At 45.5% G+C, this 18,959-nt stretch carries 8 protein-coding genes; 4 read left to right on the forward strand and 4 right to left on the reverse strand.

Annotation, left to right across the window (positions count from 1 at the left end):
• Window positions 1-15 precede the first annotated feature (15 nt).
• Window positions 16-1,038 (reverse strand): quinone-dependent dihydroorotate dehydrogenase, encoded by a 1,023-nt coding sequence (locus GV64_RS15970; RefSeq protein ID WP_020583942.1) that lies wholly within the window; start codon window positions 1,036-1,038, stop codon window positions 16-18.
• A 671-nt stretch (window positions 1,039-1,709) separates the two neighbouring features.
• Between GV64_RS15970 and GV64_RS15975 the strand changes: the two genes are divergently transcribed.
• Window positions 1,710-6,032, forward strand: coding sequence for a hypothetical protein (locus GV64_RS15975; protein WP_152554089.1), 4,323 nt, complete (start codon window positions 1,710-1,712; stop codon window positions 6,030-6,032).
• A gap of 103 nt (window positions 6,033-6,135) precedes the next feature.
• Here the strand turns inward: GV64_RS15975 and sstT are convergent, their stop codons facing one another.
• The gene (sstT, locus tag GV64_RS15980; RefSeq protein ID WP_020583940.1) at window positions 6,136-7,386 is read right to left on the reverse strand and encodes a serine/threonine transporter SstT; all 1,251 of its coding nucleotides are present in this window, start codon (window positions 7,384-7,386) and stop codon (window positions 6,136-6,138) included.
• A 640-nt stretch (window positions 7,387-8,026) separates the two neighbouring features.
• Window positions 8,027-9,424 carry a purine-cytosine permease family protein gene (locus GV64_RS15985; RefSeq protein WP_020583939.1) on the reverse strand — a complete coding sequence of 466 codons (1,398 nt, stop codon included), beginning with the start codon at window positions 9,422-9,424 and terminating at the stop codon, window positions 8,027-8,029.
• A 236-nt stretch (window positions 9,425-9,660) separates the two neighbouring features.
• Between GV64_RS15985 and GV64_RS15990 the strand changes: the two genes are divergently transcribed.
• The gene (locus tag GV64_RS15990) at window positions 9,661-10,587 is read left to right on the forward strand and encodes a hypothetical protein (RefSeq protein WP_020583938.1); all 927 of its coding nucleotides are present in this window, start codon (window positions 9,661-9,663) and stop codon (window positions 10,585-10,587) included.
• A gap of 9 nt (window positions 10,588-10,596) precedes the next feature.
• The gene (locus GV64_RS15995) at window positions 10,597-12,585 is read left to right on the forward strand and encodes a hypothetical protein (protein ID WP_020583937.1); all 1,989 of its coding nucleotides are present in this window, start codon (window positions 10,597-10,599) and stop codon (window positions 12,583-12,585) included.
• Window positions 12,586-12,781: 196 nt separating this feature from the next.
• Here GV64_RS15995 and GV64_RS16000 read toward each other — a convergent pair whose 3' ends face one another.
• A complete protein-coding gene (locus GV64_RS16000) occupies window positions 12,782-17,635 on the reverse strand; it encodes an NAD-glutamate dehydrogenase (RefSeq protein ID WP_020583936.1) in 4,854 nt (1,617 codons plus the stop codon).
• 338 nt (window positions 17,636-17,973) lie between these two features.
• On the opposite strand from GV64_RS16000, the gene GV64_RS16005 reads away from it, so the two are divergent.
• Window positions 17,974-18,945 carry an AAA family ATPase gene (locus tag GV64_RS16005; protein WP_020583935.1) on the forward strand — a complete coding sequence of 324 codons (972 nt, stop codon included), beginning with the start codon at window positions 17,974-17,976 and terminating at the stop codon, window positions 18,943-18,945.
• Window positions 18,946-18,959 lie beyond the last annotated feature (14 nt).

Below are 18,959 nucleotides of genomic sequence, written 5' to 3' on the forward strand. Positions count from 1 at the left end.
TACTCATGGTCTTTCTTATGATTCAACCGAGTAAACGGCTTCAGCCGCTTCCCGAATCAACTCCGGGCCTTTGTAAATAAAGCCTGAGTATATCTGTACCAGACTGGCTCCCGCCTTAATCTTATCCGCCGCCGTCTGTGCATCCATAATACCGCCAACACCAATAATTGGCAGCTTACCAGAAAGTTCGCCAGCAAGCAGTCGGATGACTTCTGTTGATTTATCACTCAAAGGAGCACCACTGAGTCCTCCCGCTTCCTCGGCTGTAGCAAAACCACTGACCTTGTCACGGTCCAGTGTTGTATTGGTTGCGATCACACCATCCAACTCATAAGCAACCAGTTCTGCGGCAACTTCAGCAATCTCCTCATCCGTCATATCTGGAGCAATTTTGATCGCCAGCGGCACTACCCTTCCGTACTCCTTAGCCAGCAAAGCCTGCTCTTCTTTGAGTGCAGCAAGCAGGCTCTTTAACGCCTCACCGTATTGCAGCTTTCTCAATCCCGGAGTGTTCGGAGAAGAAAGGTTCACGGCCACATAACCAGCGTGAGGGTATACCTTACGAAGACAGGTCAGATAATCCCGGTTTGCATCTTCAACAGCGGTGGTAAGGTTCTTACCAATATTGATCCCAATTACACCTTTGTACTGGCTCTTGCGAACATTGGCGATCAATTGATCAACACCAAGATTATTAAAGCCCATTCTGTTGATCAGGGCTTCTTTCTCAGGGATACGGAACATTCTTGGCTTTGGGTTACCCGGTTGACCAACCGGTGTCACCGTGCCCAGCTCAAGAAAGCCAAAGCCGAGACTGCCGAGTCCATCAATACACTCACCATTCTTATCCAGACCCGCAGCCAATCCAACCGGATTATCAAAGGTTAACCCCATCACTTCCCGTGGTTTGGAAGGGACTGTCGGCGCAATCAGCCGGGTAAGACCAAGGCGCCCTCCTGCGCTGATCATTTCCATGGCGAAATCATGAGCAGTTTCTGCAGAGAGGCAAAACAGGGCACTTCGTGTCAATTTATACATAAGAGTGATCGATCAGTATGCGCCAGACAAAATTCGGTGGATTATACGACCTGCAATTCCTTTTGTCTCTAAGTGTTAGCACCAACAAGCGACTCAGAGGGGGTCATCAATTGGATATAAATTAACACTGTGCTTTATAACTCGCTTTTGCCATTCCAGAATACAGGGGAAGCTTCTAAAATATTTACAAGAAACAGATGAAACGATCATACCCTTATCTGGTCTGAACAGTTGGTTAAAATTATTCCAATGCTCAGGGCAAAATAATGCTGGCTATTACGTCGCGTTTACCCCCCTTTTCTACGAGTCAAAATCAGCAATTTCACCCAACAGCCAATAAACCCTACAGTCACGGCTCAAATAAAATACCGATCAGCCATCGCAAAACTCAAATTATGTCAGACACCAGCCTATGCTCTTCCGACATAACCCAAATAGACTTGGAGAGTCCGAATCTAGACAGGGACATCTGGCTGTCCCAAAAAAAGAGTTCAAAAAAACCTAAAAAATTAAAGAAACCCAATAAAACTCGGAGAAAGACCAAAGCACCTACAGCCTCCAATCCTGTCAGCACAAAACTTCCACGCGCTTCTTCCCCTGAACTATCACAGGCCAAAATACAAAAAAAAAGCAACGCTCCCACCGTCAGCAAAGCAGCAAGATCAGATACAGTGACAGAGCACAGCTGGCATACAGCAACTCAAAACGACAATGATGGCCACTCGCTCAGCGAAACGAATGCATCTATCCGGCATCAACAGACTGTGCCTCTGGACTACCAGGAAAAAGACCTCTCTCCCTCGAACGCTGACAGCTCTCCAATACAGCCAAACAAGGACCCCATAACATCCCACGCACCACTGCCTTCTGAGCAGGTAGAGAAGACCTCATCCCCAATAGAAGCTGAAAATATCCACTGGCAAACAATGGAAACCGCTATCCAGTCAGGAATTGAAGAGCTGGCAAATACTGTTCTACCGATACCAGCCCAGACTTCGGAACTCTTCAACGCTGATATGGAGTGTCAGGATGAAGTGCTTGAAAATGACCTGGACAACGGGGCTCCACTCGATGTCGACGCAATAGACAGTGACCTGAACTATCAAGGGTTTCCCCTGAATAGAATCCCACTGGATGAGCTCTCCAGTTCAGCCTATGAGTCTGGTGAAAATTACTTGACCCCGGATGACGCACCTTCGGGAAAGCACCATACCGATGGCTTGAAACATGACAGCTCATTGCCACTCGAGGAAATCTACGAACAAAAGCTTCCTGTCTTGAAGCTCTCTCCGGAGGCCTATGGCTGGCCCAGTGATATTTCATTAGATCAGAAAGACGACACACCAGAGCTGCTCATCTCCCTTTATCCACATGGTATTTTGCAGGCCTTACTGATTCTATACCCTGCTACCGCAATTAGGATTATTAAATGCAGGCTTGAAATGCTCAGCACAATTGATGACACCGATCTTAAAGAGCTGAGAGAAAACCTCAGAAAAGTCGAAGATGACATTCAAAACCGGAATCACCACTTTGCTCTCCTGCGACATTTGAAAGCATTTGAAAACAAGTACGATTTATACTCCCTTCAATCAAAGATGGATGCTGACTTCCTGGTACGAAAAGGAAGAATCTCATCGACTCTGCTGGCAACGCCTGTCGAGGAGGTCGAGAGCAATAAGTTCAAGGATCCCCGTTTCGAAAGCTTCCGGACCTGGCCGAGACTCATGGGATGGTGGTGCAAAAGGCGGGAATATATTCTACGTGGTGCCATTGGCCGCCTCGGAGCAACAAAACTTGCAAGATCAAGGCAGCAGGCTACCGCTGAACTTGAAAAGTCCCCCTTAGTCAGGGTTTTGGCTGCCAGGAGTGATATTTCTAAAAAGGATGTATTAAACCAATATATTCAGGAACAGCCGGAAACCATTAAAAGGCTGCTGACCTATCTGGTTTGCTTTAACGTTAAGCGCCAGCGAAGCCTGAGAAAAATACAGGCAGCAAAAATCGTTCTGGCTGCTGATCAGCTGGAACAGGCACCCGACAGTGTTCGGGCTTTATTAGAAAAACTTGTTCAACCAAACCTTGTCCCTGAAATAGAACAGCAGCTGGAGGATGAAATTGATTGGCAACACTCCAAACGCTTTGACTATGAACTAAAGTCTTTTCACCCACCAGACAGGCTGCCCGAATTATTAGATAGACGCCAGCAACTGCTTAACATTGAATCGCTGAACCATCAAAGAACCAATCCACCTTATAAAGGAGATCAAGGCATTCTTGTCGCCCAGAGAAATCAAGCCTCAGCACAGTTAATCCACCTGTTTCTGGCGGCCCAACTCTCTTCAAAAGGTCTACCTCAAAAAAGCCCTGACCTTTGTCCGCCCTGGTATTTTTTAAAACTGCCCTCTACCGACCATATAACAACTGCGCTTGCTCAACCCGGAGAGGGCCCCGAAAAGTCTTTCTATAAGTCGCTCCTGAAGTTTATCGATGCGCTGAAAAATTCTACAGTGGATGATAGCTATGAACATGACCTGTACTGGCTGCAGTGTTACCACGATGTCGCATATTACCAACAACAGCTTCTTATTCACCTGATTGATAAGACTGACACTCACCCACTACTACCATCTAACGATTTCCAGCAGAATATCGATGTTCTCTGGCAATTGGCAAGAGCACGCAAAAACATGGGGCACAGGCCACTAAACCCTGATTCTTATGCCTATTATCTCAGCCACCTTAATTTTGTATGGCAAGAAGAAGAAAGTATTGAAGATAGCATTGCAGAGTTATACAGAAAGCGATACCTGAAACTGCTGAAATACGATCCGTATGAAGAGTTTGAAGCGCTTTTTAAAAAAGCATTCCAGTGGGGCACTGCAGCATGGCGCTCAATTTACTCAAATGCAGAGAAGCTGATCCAAAAGCTTAGACACGCAGGGGTATCTGATTCACTCAACTTTCTCTACCAGGAAGGTGCAGGGTTGATCTCGTCGCTGTTCTCCTCTGGGAATCCAGTATACCATCTTATTAGAGATACTCTGAGCGCAATGCTAGAAGTAGCTCAACAAAATCCGAAGTTTTTCCGCATCATGGTGGGTGACTTTGCTCTTTTGATGCCACAGCTTGAAAATCTTCTTGGGCTGCGAGATCCATCCATAACAGATTTACTCCACAAAATCGATGTCTGTATGCGTGGCCAGGCTCTTGCGTCAACGTTTACCGGAGATAAACCACAGCTGCTGGATTTTAATCCAGCAGAACATCCAGAACGAGCGAGCTTTATAAAAAAATTTCAGTTTCTGATGGATTTTAGTGCCGGCTGCAGTAAGGCTATACAGATAGCACAGATAATAAAGGTTTTTTTAAGCAAAAATGCCAGTGAATTTAAAAGCAATATAAAAAATTTAACATTGAACTATTGTTCTACCTATGTTGCCAGACAATGCGTAAGCCATATGAAGCCACCGGTTATCCGACTGTACAGTAACCTGCGCTATGCTGAGGATATAATGCCCAGCATGACACTGGGACTGACATCAGATTTTCTCGCTTCCATGAGCCCTGAAAAAACAGTCAGGCTTGCCCATCATATTGGCCGAAGTTCCAGTATTGTTGCAGGTGCTCTCAATTTTCTTCTGGACCCCCTTATAACGCGCTTTGATAAATACAGGGAAAAAATTAACAATGTAAAAAATAACCCATTCAGTACGGAAGCTCGAAGCGACTTACAATCGGAAAGAAAAAAAGTCGCAGGCATTCTGGGAATTTCCTCTGTATTTTCTACGACGGCCATTCTATTCATCAACACCTTTAAGATTATTCTTTTTGTCAGCAGCCCATTTTTAACAACAGCCTTTATCGGAGTATCCACATTTCTGTGTAGTGGTTGCTTTATTGCTCGGCGCTACAATAAATTTGATGAAGTCTGGACATCTATATCAAAAGCAATTTCAGAGCAGAAGAAAAGAATATTTGCCAAAGATAGCCCAAAAGCCATTGAGGCAAGAAAGCGGATCAATGAGATTAGCAAGGCCAATCTTGAAAAAATGTCAGAACTCAGAGAACAGGACATTTCTGGCTGGCGAATCTGGAGAGAAAATAAACGCCGAATAGAGTTAAGCAAATACTGGGATACGCTTCCTTATAAAAACAAGGAAAAGCTGCATCAAGACATTAAAACAAAAATCAAAGAAAAGCATTCCGATTTAAAAGAAGATGCTCAACACATACATATCCTCGTGCAGGCCAGAACGCTAATTCAAAATGCGATGAATAATCCAGATTTTAACCAATGGACTGCTGATCGCCTGTCTGACTTCAACCAGCAGTTAGCCAAGCTGCATTTCGCGCCGCTCGATGTCGCTAGTTTTCCCTGCGTGGAAGCAAAGATAAATGCTTTTCTAGAGTGCTTATGCGGCACTGTATGCCCAGGTGAGAGCGTTGAAGCAATAATGGATACCATTGAATCGTTTAACATCAACCTCTACAAGGGAGGCCACCTGGAAAGTGTAGGGCATATGAAAAATCTTAAATCCTCATTTTTACATCCAGGCATGGCTCCAGATGAGCAACCGGCCCAGCAAAGGCCAGCGTCCGGGGAGCCCGTTGAGGAAAATCCATCATTACGTTTTCCTGATTCACATGAACTACAAGCAATTATGGAAAACATAGAGTTGAAGTCTGATGAACAGTGGCTGGAAAGGGAGAATCAGACGCAGGAGAAAATAATGGAAATGGTAACAAGCCAGGCACTTCAGCAATCCCTCGAACAGGGACAGGAATATACCGGAAGCATGGTTGCAGATGTAGTAGGAACTCCATTATTCAAAGCAAACCTTGAGATGAAAATCAAAGACTTTGAAAGAGCTGGCATACCTCAAACTGTCGACGTTACACCGTCATCAATTCTGAATAAGGACCCTGCTCAGCCCTTACATGGGCTTGGTTATAAAGTACTGGAAGCAAGCAAAGCCTTTGCTGGCGGCTAACTTTGTCTCGTTCTAACCAAACTTTCCTGAAAAACATCGGACTTTCTGGCTATCGGTAGAACTACCTTAGCCAGAAAGCAACAAGAAATTAATAGACAAGCATTTATACGCTAACCGAAGGCTCTTCAGCCAGGCCTCTTTCCTTTCTCTCGGCAGCAATGCATGCAGCTGCGGTAAACACCACATCCGTAGAGCTGTTCAGTGCTGTTTCCAGAGAGTCCTGAATAACCCCAATAATAAAGCCGACAGCAACTACTTGCATGGCAATATCATTGGAAATACCAAACAGGCTACAGGCCAGCGGGATCAGTAACAATGAACCACCTGCCACACCTGAAGCTCCACAGGCAGAAACAGCAGCAACAACACTCAGGATCAGAGCCGTTGGCAGATCCACTGAAATTCCCAGTGTATGTACCGCTGCCAACGTCATTACGGTGATAGTAATGGCCGCACCCGCCATGTTGATGGTAGCCCCCAGCGGAATGGATACGGAGTAGGTATCTTCATGGAGATCCAGACTCTTACACAGTTGCATGTTTACCGGGATATTGGCAGCTGAGCTGCGGGTAAAGAAGGCAGTAACACCACTTTCCCGGATACAACGAAGAACCAGAGGGAATGGGTTCTGACGGATTTTGAAGTAAACAATCACAGGGTTAACGATAAACCCAATGATCAACATACTGCTAATCAACACCACCAGCAACTTGCTATAGCCCAGCAGAACACTGAATCCGGTCTGTGCAATCGTGTTGGCAACCAGCCCGAAAATACCAATGGGAGCCAGCTGAATAACAAAGCGTACAATGAAAGAGACAGCCATTGAGAAATCATGAACCATTGTCCGGGTGGACTCACTGCCGTGACGCAGTGCCAACCCCAAACCAATAGCCCAGGCAAGAATACCGATAAAGTTACCCGTTAACAGTGCTTCAACCGGGTTTTGGACTATCTGGAACAGAAGCGTATGGAGAACCTCCATAATGCCTTCCGGAGGCAGAGCTCCCCCACTATTCGTCACCAGCGTCAAAGTGACAGGAAACAAGAAACTCATGGAGACCGCAACAAAAGAGGCCGCCAGCGTTCCGAGAATATACAGAAAGACGATCGGCCGCATATTGGTATGCTGCCCCTGTTTCTGGTTGGCAATGGAAGCAGCAACCAGAACAAATACCAGAATAGGTGCAACTGCTTTCAGAGCCCCGACAAACAAGGAGCCCAGAAAAGAAATTGCAATCGCCGTATCCGGTGAAATAACCGCCAGACCTGCACCCAGGGCAATACCGATGATAATCCTGAGAACCAGGCTGGTGTTTGCCATTCGTTCATATAATGATTGGGCTTGACTCATGATTTACCTGCTGTACTACGTTCAAGTTTTTATCAGTCAAAACTGCAGGGACTGGAAACCACCCCAAATAGTTCCTTTAGTTCCAAAAGGCCTGCGTTCATGGTATTCCGGCTGTACATCCACTATTGATCAGGCTGCTTTTGACAAAGCAATGCTAACAGGCGGGAGGTTTCACCGGAAATTATAATCTCAACAGCAGTTATGCCTGTTTCATTTCACATCAGGGGAGGATTCTGGCTAATATACAGCCAGCAACAGTTCCATTCTAATAACACTTATACTCCTTAAGAATTCAAGGGGGACAATGAAAGAATTGAGGAACTTTTATTGTCTGTATAAAGTGAGTAGCGTTATTCAACGTGCGGGATGCAGAAGCTCCAGCAAACCAAACAATTCATGAAATTCCTGAGCATGAAAGTACAACTGACTTGTGGGGATTACGTAAAGATAGTATCACAGTACTCACGATAAGAAAGCCCACCAAGATCATCATGACACTCTTTTTTGACAGGATTTTCTTTCTGAAAAAAATAAGATAACGACAAATTAATTGGCAGCACAATAAATATTGAAAAATACTCCTGCCTTTTTCAAAAAGGCCACCATAAAGCCCTAGCCAAAGCATCCAATGAAAGCACTTCTAGTCAAGCGGAGCTGAGAGGCTGTCTGATCTTTCCAACTGAACCCTACTTATACCAGGCCGAAGCCGAACTAGCAGCCAATAAAGAAAAGCGGTAGCAAACATCAGAAACACTGCTGGCATCCAGTACTCAGGTATAAATAACCCAGTCAGGAATGCTGCTGGAACTAACAGACAGGCAAATATATTAAAGCCCTGAAAGTACCAGTAAATACCATCACTTTGATAAAGAGCAGGAACATCAACACATTTAAACTGATAGAAGTACCACACCAGCATTGTGCCAGTTATGGGGGCAAACAATGTACCCAGAGTCCCCATATAATGCACATAGCCACTGATAATGTCCGGAAAACAGGAGAGCAAACCAGCAACCAGAGTCACTATAACCGTTGCTCTGAACCGGCCTATTTTGTCGAAAGCATTACAAAGAGACAGTCCACCGGTATAAAGATTGATGACATTAATGGTCCAGTTATCCAGAAAAATAACCAGCGCCACCAGCAGTATAATCAACACATTCGGCTGTAACTGCGTAATGGTTTCAAAAGGGTTGATATTATCCGCCCCTCCAGCAATAACTGCATAGGCCCCAAATGAAGCAGCCAATAGTGTTCCCACCAGGGAACCGGAAATGGTTCCAATCAGCAAAGCATTTCCTGAACGCGTATACCGGGTAAAGTCCGAGGCATCGGTCACACAGGTAAATGATGTTGAAACAATTGTGTTAAACCATAATGCCGCCAGCGGCCACGACCAGTGAAGTCCCTCCATTAACATAACTGTTTCAGGAGCTGCATCGCTGCCACCTGCATCAAGGAGAAACAGCATAAGAGTAATGAACAGAATCAGCTTTGCAGGAAATGAAAATACCGACAGCCATTTAAGATAGTGATAACCAACAATAGCTACCACTCCCTGGAATAAAGCAAAAACCAGTGAAATTCCCCACAAAGGTATATGTAGCTGAAAGCAGTTCCTCAATATTGCTTCTATGGCCAGCGCACCAGCCGCTGTCTGAAAGGCAAACCAGTAGATGGAACACAATAGCCGTAATATAGAAGTAATCCAGCGTGCCCCCCGAATACCAAACACCGCCCGACAAAGTACCTGCCCCGGAATTCCATAGCGAACACCCGCCTGAGAAAACAACAGAAACGGGATCATCCCGATAAGCACAGAAACAAGTTGAATGGACACGGCAGAGACAAAAGAAAGGCCTGCAGTCACCATCATCCCAGACGTGATCAGAGTGCCAGGGTTAATGAACAGGTTGCTGTATATATTGAATAAAGGCCACGCCCCACCAGTTTGCTGGCTATGGGGCACTGGCTGCAGGCCATACTGTTCACAAAGCTTGGGCTGAACGACAGAAATCGACCCAGAGGATGTTGACATTTTTTCTCTTCAATGGTGCTTTAATTCATGAAGAATAGACAAACATCACTTCCAAGTGTTCAAAACAGCAACTCTCTACATAAAATAAAACTTAAAAACAGCTAATTACATCACTAGGCATATCCTCTCAGCCTAAAACATAACGTGTGGAAAAATGCCCTATAAAATAATCAGGAACTATCCCTACACTGAAATTATCTATAGAACAACAAAACAGAATGGGGTGCTCTGGTTTCATGGATGCGGTTCAACCAGTTAATCTTGATGATGGCTGTTCTTCCCAAGAAAATATTGAGCCTCCATTAATTCAAGCAAAAAATTCTCATGGTCAGACAGTATCTGTAGCCAACAGCATTCTCCCTGTATTGAGTAAAAACCCTCATAAGGGTGCACATAGTCATAGTGTACCTACCCAAACCCTTTCAGAAAGAGATCCAAGAGTACTTTCTGATCATAAACCACTGGATTTAATTTGCTGGCTATATCCCCTTCCAAAAGGTAATGATGGCAATTCTGAAAAAATAAAAATTGCTACAAAACTTGCTGAGGAGTTCTCTGAACTTGCTCTTGATGCCTTGGGAACGCTTCCGGAGGATGAACAAAGTAAGGTGCTAAAATCCATGACCTTGGAGCTGTCATCAGAACTGAACAATGAGCAAGTTATAACTGATCAAAAACGACAGGCAAGTTACACCGATACTAATCTTCATCCTTACGAAATGGCCGTGGTTAATTTTGAGACTGAGCTGAAGCAACTAAAGGCATCCATAAATAGATTAAATGAATGGTTTATTGGATACGAGTCTCTTAACAGCACTCTCCGAAAAAAACGGCTACAGCAGTCTATTTTAATGGTTTTTAGCACTGTCATGATAACTCCAGGGCGCAACATTTTTACTGATTATACAGAACTGCTTGGAGCCAGAGCCTACGAAGACTTTAAAATTGTTCACATTTCCCAGTCCAAAAAAAAACGTCTTGAATTAAGGCTTCATGACATCCGCTCAGGATTTTCAAGGTATGCAACTCAAAATATTAACAACATAAGTTGGGACATGTTATCTTCATGTCTGTTTCTGCATTATCACCGTGTAGGTGACAGCCAAACTGCTATTAATTTTTTACAGAAAACTTCAACGCAAGCCTGTGACTACGCTCCCTAGTTTAAAGCTATGATCGCACTTGGCTTCATAGAAGGGCAATATAAGCAGCACATTGACCCCTATCAGGGGTATATTACTATCAAGCAAGCATCGTCATATGCCAGAAAGCTAAAATGTAACAACCAAACGGGACTAATCCCTTGTTTAGGTTCAGGCAATGCAATAGATTTAAAAGATTACTGGAAAGCCCTTTCCCCTGTACTGGAACCTCTGACAGATATCAATGCGGCTCTTGAAAAGTCTTCAAAGGTTGTAAAAGCGCTTTATGAATGTGAAGAGTATACCATCAATGATGAAGATGCATTTTTGGCAGGATTTCAATTTCTGGTATGTGTGACTGCTTCATCACCATACTATCAGGAACTTAAGTCTGTGCTGAGAGATGCTATTGATCGTAATGATATGGATAGTTTCTCTGTAGACGTGTACGTAAAAAAACTGTATCCGAATTATCAAAAGCTTAATGAGGGTTACAATGAAGAAACATTCACAATCTACTTTAAAGCACTAGCCTTTGTAACCTGCCAGCCCCTTGGTTTCATCAGAACGTATCTGTATTTTCTTGATTTCCTTGATCAAGCCGCCAGAGGTCACGAAAAGTCACATGTTTCGAGAAACAGAGCCTTATTGAAACAACATCTATCAACCTTACCGGATGATAGCAGCCTCTTTGCAATTCATACTCAACATATACCACCCTGGCTTTATGAGTCTGCGCCCACAGCGCTCTGGTTTACCAGCAGTCTATGTTATCAGTTTGGGTTTAATACCCATAAAAATGAAATGGCTGCCAAAGTATATGCTGAAACATGTATGAGTATTGAACCTGAAAAAGGTGCCATTCTCATGGCATTGATATTAATGGATCAGGGTAAGCCGTATCAGGCACTGGAGTATTTAGACAAGGCAGAAAAAACCACAGCCGAGATGCACTTACTGAGTGCTGACATTAGAAGAAATCTTTTAATGGAAATAAAGTCTTCATCAAGAAAGGGGAAGTCTGATGTGCAAGAGAAGGAAGAGGATGGTCAGCAGCAGATATTAGACCATTATCTAAAAGCGGGTGAGTCAGGGCTGGCTATTGGCTATCAACGAGCGGCAGAATGGTTATTAGAAACTCATCAAAAAAGAATTACACAATCTGATGTATGGCGCCAAACGGCTGATTATTATTCTCATGCTGCAGGCCTAACAGCTAGCTGTGATCAACTCTTGCAACATCGAACAATCATGTCTGAGTTGTGTAAGGCAGAATTAAAACTATGCGGAGTGCCTGAGATACCTAAAGAAGAAAACTCACAAACTCCTCAACCAAAGGTGGAAAGTCAGGTTGAATTCGAATCCTGTTTGGATCAGTTTATTAATTCGAAGCTGGCTACACAGATGGAAGAATTACCCGCCCCCTCAACATCTTTAGCTTCATCAAAAAAGACCATCAAACCCAAGAAAATCCCTAACCCAAAAAACTCTTTAACTTTTTGGACCAAGGTTCGGGACGTCAATTCAAAGATGAATCCACAATCAGACTGTGAAGATATGATTTTTTCCGCATATCAGGAGCTTAAAGATTTTAAAATTAACAAAAGATTGGATAAATGGGTTAAAGCAATGGTGTTTCAGAATAAAGCATGGAGCTGTAAAAAACGAATTGAGCACCTTCTTTACTCATTCCCTGAAACTGACTACAAAAGGCCAAGACCTCTATTACTGCAAGACTCACTTACCCGAGTAGAGCTCCTCAACGAAGGCTTTCAGTATGTTGGAAGAGGACTACAGACCTTGGGCATTTGCATACCACCGGAAAGTATAGCCAGCTCGAAAGTGAACTTATCTAAACTAACGACAATGGAGCTTCGACAGTTTGCATCTCTAGTTGATACATTAGCCCACTTATACAGTCATTGCGGAGAGTTCAGCAAGTCTAAACAGCTGAGATCACAATATCGAAACCTGTATACAATGTCACATGAACTTCGGAACACCAGATTAATAAGCTAAGAAGGCTTTAGGTTCTATTGAAACACAAGATTGACGTACTCAATTGAGGCCCAAATATTGCGCATGGTCAGGAGCATTCGATTGAGCTAACCCTGAGTAAGTTCTATCAACCTGGTGGCTGCAAAATAGAAAATATCACCCCATTCTTTCCTGCCATTGATGGTGGCTATCTCTCGTTTTCCTAATGTAGGAATACTCAAGTATTCCCATGTAGGCTAACCTGAGCCAGATCCATCAACTCACGATTGGCAACCGAAAACATGGCCAGATCTGCCTGGGGGGCGCTGCGAATATCTGCCAGCATGTTCTGCCAGCGGGAAATCAGTGCATGATTCTTCACAATCCATTCATCAATGGTCTGCTCGATAGGAACCCCATCCTGAGCCAGGCCAATCAGACCTTTCGACAGTTTGCGCTGCTGCCAGTTAAGCTCATCCCTCGCGCTGTCACGGGCCAGTGACTGCCAGTGGTTCGTTACTTCCAGCTGGGAAAGAGCACTACCATACCAATTCAATTCCAGCCGTGCACCTACAGCAAAGAAGGTTCTGATCGCTACCTCTAGAGGTACACCGGTTTCATCTGCTGCGCGAATCACCGGCAATGCACTGAGCAAATAACGCTGCCCTGCAACAATCAGTGCCAACTCCTGCGGAACCCCCTCCGCAACCATGGACTCTACAGCCTTGTTTAACTCAGCTCTTTCTTCTTCACTGAGGGACTCAGCAAAGCAATCCAGAAATTGCCGTACTCTTGGGCCATAATGTTCGACACACTCAGCAGGAGCCAGATCCTGACGCTTCAGGCGGATAAACCAGCGGGTCGTACGTCTCACCAGTTTGATTAATGAACCCATCATTTTATACTGCAGAGCACTGGAAATCTGATGATCCAGCTGCTCAATCATCATCCAGTAACGGGAAACATCAAAAACATCACGACTGGCGCTGAACGCTCGAGCAATCTCGGGAGATGAGGCTCCGGTGGTCATTTGCAGTCGATGAACAAAAGTGATCCCCATCATATCAATCAAATGGTTGGCAATCTGGGTAGAGATTATCTCTTTACGCAGACGGTGCCGTTTAATCTCGTCCGGGAAATTTTCTACCAGAATCTGAGGGAATGCACTGTAGAGTTCCTGTGCAAGATAGTCATCATCAATCACCGTTGAGTTAAGTAGAGCCTCTTTAAGGTCAGCTTTACTGTATGAGACCAGCAGGGATAACTCTGGTCTGGTCAAACCTTGCCCACTACCTGACCGGTCAGCGATTGCTTCATTATCAGGCAGAAACTCAATGGTACGATCCAGCTTGCCCTGCCGCTCAAGGTGCTCCATAAAACGACGATACTCGCCCATTCTTGAAACAACATCCGATTCAACGACCGAAATTGCCTGGGTTTGGCGATAGTTGTTGGTCAAGACCAAACTGGATACTTCGTCCGTCATACTTTCGAGCAACTGGTTCCGCTGCTTAACCGTCATATCCCCACTGGCCACAATATCATTCAGCAGAATTTTGATATTGACCTCATGATCAGAACAATCAACGCCACCGGAATTATCGATAAAGTCGGTATTCAGCCCCCCTCCCTGCAGCGCATACTCCATACGCCCAAGCTGGCTAAGCCCAAGGTTGCCACCTTCACCAACCACACTGGCCTGCACTTCACAGCCATTAATTCTCAGCGGATCATTGGCCTTATCACCGACATCATTGTGGGTTTCGTTCATCGACTTAATGTAGGTTCCAATACCGCCATTCCATAAGAGATCAACCGGGGCTCGGAGCATACTGCGAATCAACTCATTCGGCGGTAGATGGTTGGCCGTGATGCCAAAACGTTGCTGCATGGCAGGGCTTATGGCAATTGACTTTGCCTGTCGTGAAAAGATTCCCCCACCTTCAGAGATCAGACTCGTGTCATAATCAGTCCAACTGGAACGAGGCAGCTCAAACAGTCGCCTCCTCTCTGCAAAGCTCTGATAGACATCCGGGTTGGGATCCACAAAAATATGCTGGTGATTAAAGGCTCCCACCAAAGCAATGGTCTCAGAGCACAACATCCCATTACCGAAAACATCACCGGACATATCGCCGATACCAACCGCAGAGATCACATCCTGCTGGACATGGATTCCTTTTTCCCGAAAATGTCTCTGCACCGAAACCCAGGCGCCTTTGGCAGTAATCCCCATCTTCTTATGGTCATAACCAACACTGCCACCAGAAGCAAAGGCATCTCCCAGCCAGAAGTTGTATTCTGCGGCAATACCATTAGCTATATCTGAAAACGTTGCTGTCCCTTTATCAGCGGCCACCACCAGATAACTGTCACTTTCGTCATAAATCACCACATCTTCCGGATGGACCACATTCCCTTCCACCAGGTTGTCAGTGATATCAAGCAGCCCCCGGATAAAGGTCTTATAACACCGAACACCTTCTGCCATGATCTCTTCCCGACTACCATCCAGCGGCAACTGTTTTGGCACAAACCCACCTTTTGCCCCAACAGGAACAATCAATGCATTCTTTACCTGCTGCGCTTTAACAAGGCCCAGAACTTCAGTCCTGAAATCTTCGACCCGATCAGACCACCTCAACCCCCCTCGAGCGACCTTCCCACCTCTCAGATGGACACCTTCAACAATCGGTGAATAGACAAAAATCTCATAAAGTGGAACAGGCTTGGGAATATCCGGTATCTCTCTGGCTGCCATTTTGAGCGAGATATAGGATTTGGTATTGCCTGTTTCATCCTGCTGATAGAAATTGGTTCTCTGAGTCGCTTTGATAACATTCTGATACCAACGTATTAGCTTGTCTTCACTCAGAACGGCAACCTGATCAAGCGCCTGTAGAATCTTCTGCTGAATCTGTTGCTGATGAGCCAGGCGCTGGGTTTGTGACAGCTCCAGCTGCGGATTAAACCGGACTTCAAACAGCTCAACCAGTAACCGGGCGATATCAATATTGTTGCACAGTGTTTCCGCAATATAGGACTGACTGAAGCCAACTCGCACCTGCTTCAGATAACGGGAGTACGCCCTGAGCATAGCGACCTGTCGCCAGCTTAGACCTGCAGATAACACCAGTCGGTTAAACCGGTCATTTTCCGCCTCCCCAAACCAGATTTTTTCAAATGCTTCCTGAAAGACTGGCCCGACTTTCTGCAAGTCAATATTGATTCGAGAATCAAAGCTTAATTGAAAGTCATGAATCCAGATCGTCTCACCGGAGCTGTTACGAATCAGGTAGGGGTATTCGCCCAACACACGCAAACCAAGATTTTCAATAATAGGAATCTGGTCAGCTAACGGCAGAGGCTCAATAAAATGGTACAGTTTCAGGTGCACCTGTCCGGCTTCATCATTCAGTGACTGATAGAACCCCATGGACAGTGGTCGATGGGCGCTCATTCTTTCGAAATGACGAATATCCGTTACTGCAGACTGGGGCTTGAAGGCCTCCTTATAGGCTGCACTGAATCCCTCGGTAAACCTGGACAGCAGCTTGTTACCCCGCACCTCCCCAAATGCCTCCAGCACGGCTTCTCTGAGATCATCACTCCACGAAGATGCCGCCAGAATAATTTCACGGGTAATCACATCCAGGTTGTAATCAATTCGTCCTTTCAACTTGAAAACAAAATGCACTCTGGCCAGGATCGACTCAGAAAAATACGTGGTAAACTCACTGTCTTCTGCTTCAAGACGGTGACAGAGAATTTTTTCTATTCTCTGACGAAAATCTGTACTGTAGATATCTCTTGGGACAAAGATCAGCGCTGAGCAAAACGGACCATAGGGGTCCTGCCGAATAAAGACTTTAATCTGCTTCCGCTCCTGCATGCGCAGAATTGACATCGCTGTTTGGAACAACTCATCCTGAGTCGTCTGGAACAGCTCATCCCTTGGAAAAATCTCCAAAATCTGTACAAGATCTTTCCCATGATGGCTTTTAGGATCGAGGCCTGACCGTTGAATAATCGCCGAGACCTTATTACGAATATAGGGAATCGCATAGGGTGTTTTACGATAAACAGGAGAGGTGTACAGACCAACAATACGCGCTTCACCAACTATCCTGCCCTGCTCATCAAAGCGTCGTATGGTAATAAAGTCAGGATAAGCTGGACGATGGACACTGGAGCGGACTGATGCCTTGGAGAAAGAGAGCCTTTCTGTCAGTTCGAACAGGTCATGTTCAATAAATGGTTCCAGTGCCAGCTGCCCTGGCCCATCGTCATTGGCGGGCCTCAGCAGCCCTAACAGAGATTCAGATGGGCGTATCAGCCGTCGATCGCCCTCATGTTCAGTGACGATTAGCTCTTCATAACCAAGAAAGGTGAAGTTGTCATCCAGTAACCATTCCAGAAACTCCTGTACTTCATCCTCTTCTTTCAACAAAGCACCTGGCAGGGTATTCAAATGCCCAATCACGGCCGCCAGCCGTTTGACCCGCCCGGTCATTTCATCAAAATCATCCACTACACGACTGACATCACCCAGAACTGCATTCAGCTGGTCCATCAATTGATCCAGCTCGCCCTGATCCTCACAACGATCTATCTCAAGGTAAACAAAAGATTCCCGACTGATGAACTCACCTTCGACCTGTTCATCAGAAAAAAGTAATGTCATATCCTCCGAGCGGCGGGAATAAAGCACTCCGTTACGCAGTAAATGAATAGTGGAGCCATACTCATTCAGTTTCATCCTGACTGAGTCAACCACAAAAGGCATATCCCGATGGAGAATACGGATGACCGTATGGGTAGAGTGCCAACCATGCATATTATATTCAGGATTGATCACCTCAATGCGTGGCTGATCCGGATTATGATACTGAATAAATTTCCAGAATGACTGGGTCGCTCCCAGGAAATCCTGCCAGTTACCAGACACCAGATCCTCTCTGGTATCCAGGGAGTAATACCGGTAGACAAACTCACGAAAACCATCCATTTGCTCTACCGGAATATGGGCAGCCAAGTCATCAATCAGTTTATCCAGTGTCTCTTCACGTTCCTGGCTATTTAACTGGCCCATCCCTGCCGTCTCCAATGTGCATACATATTCGTTGTAAGTGAAATCCTTGTACTAGACCATCGGCCTTGGCGAACCTATATTGAAGGGCGCTGTCAAAAATAAGACTTATAACCGTAAAGCATTCGCCAAGACCCAATGATAGGGCTTATAAATAGTCCAAATGACTTGTAGAATTTCCAAACTGTAATGGGGTGTGTCTAGGAGCTTGTCGGACTTATCACAGACTTACTGCGAAAAAGCCGACAATCTCCTAGTGCTTTCAGATAACTCTGGAGTATTTCAAACCCTTTCATGTACTCCTTTTGAAAGACACAGACAGATTTCCGGGTTGAAATAGCATGTCGACAAGCCACTGTTTTACACAATTCAGTCAGCTGAAAAATTTTCTTTCCAGCACGATCATTGGTCAGGAACACCTCGTCAATCGTCTGTTGATCACTCTACTTGCCGATGGCCATTTGTTGGTTGAAGGTGCGCCTGGTCTGGCTAAAACCCGTGCAGTTAAAGCGCTGTCGGATGGCCTGGATGCTGATTTTCACAGAATCCAGTTTACTCCTGATCTGCTGCCCGCAGACGTCACCGGTACCGACATTTACCTGCCGGAAGATGGCAGCTTTCGCTTCCAGCCTGGCCCCATCTTTCACAACCTGATCCTTGCTGATGAAATCAACAGGGCTCCAGCCAAAGTGCAGTCCTCATTGCTGGAAGCCATGGCTGAACGTCAGGTCAGTGTGGGTCAGAACACCTACTCCCTACCTGATGTATTCATGGTGATGGCGACCCAGAACCCCATTGAGCAGGAAGGCACTTACCCTCTGCCGGAAGCCCAGCTGGATCGCTTTATTATGCATGTACGGGTTGGCTATCCGGATATTGAAGCTGAGCGCGCTATTCTGCGACTGGCCAGAGGCGAAGCCATGCACGCACCGGTTGAGCGCCCGGAAAACCCTCTGAAACAGGAAGAGATTCTTCTGGCCCGTCAGGAAGTCTTGTCGGTTCATATGGAGCCCTCAGTAGAGGAATATATCGTTCAGCTGATCAATGCTAGCCGTAATCCAACCCTGTACAGCGACCAGCTGGCAGGCTGGCTTGAATATGGCGCAAGTCCAAGAGGCACTATAGCTCTGGATAGATGTGCCAGAGCCCATGCCTGGCTGAATGGCCGTGATTTCGTCAGCCCTGATGACGTTCAGGCGATCGCCCACGATGCTCTTCGCCATCGGTTGCTGCTGACCTTTGAGGCTGAAGCGGAAGGAAAAGACGCAGACCAGATTATCAGCCAGTTATTGAAACTGGTACCTGTAGCCTAAAGAGCTGTCGCAAA

Origin of the sequence: Endozoicomonas elysicola, assembly GCF_000710775.1 — a bacterium.
GTDB classification, from domain to species: domain Bacteria; phylum Pseudomonadota; class Gammaproteobacteria; order Pseudomonadales; family Endozoicomonadaceae; genus Endozoicomonas; species Endozoicomonas elysicola.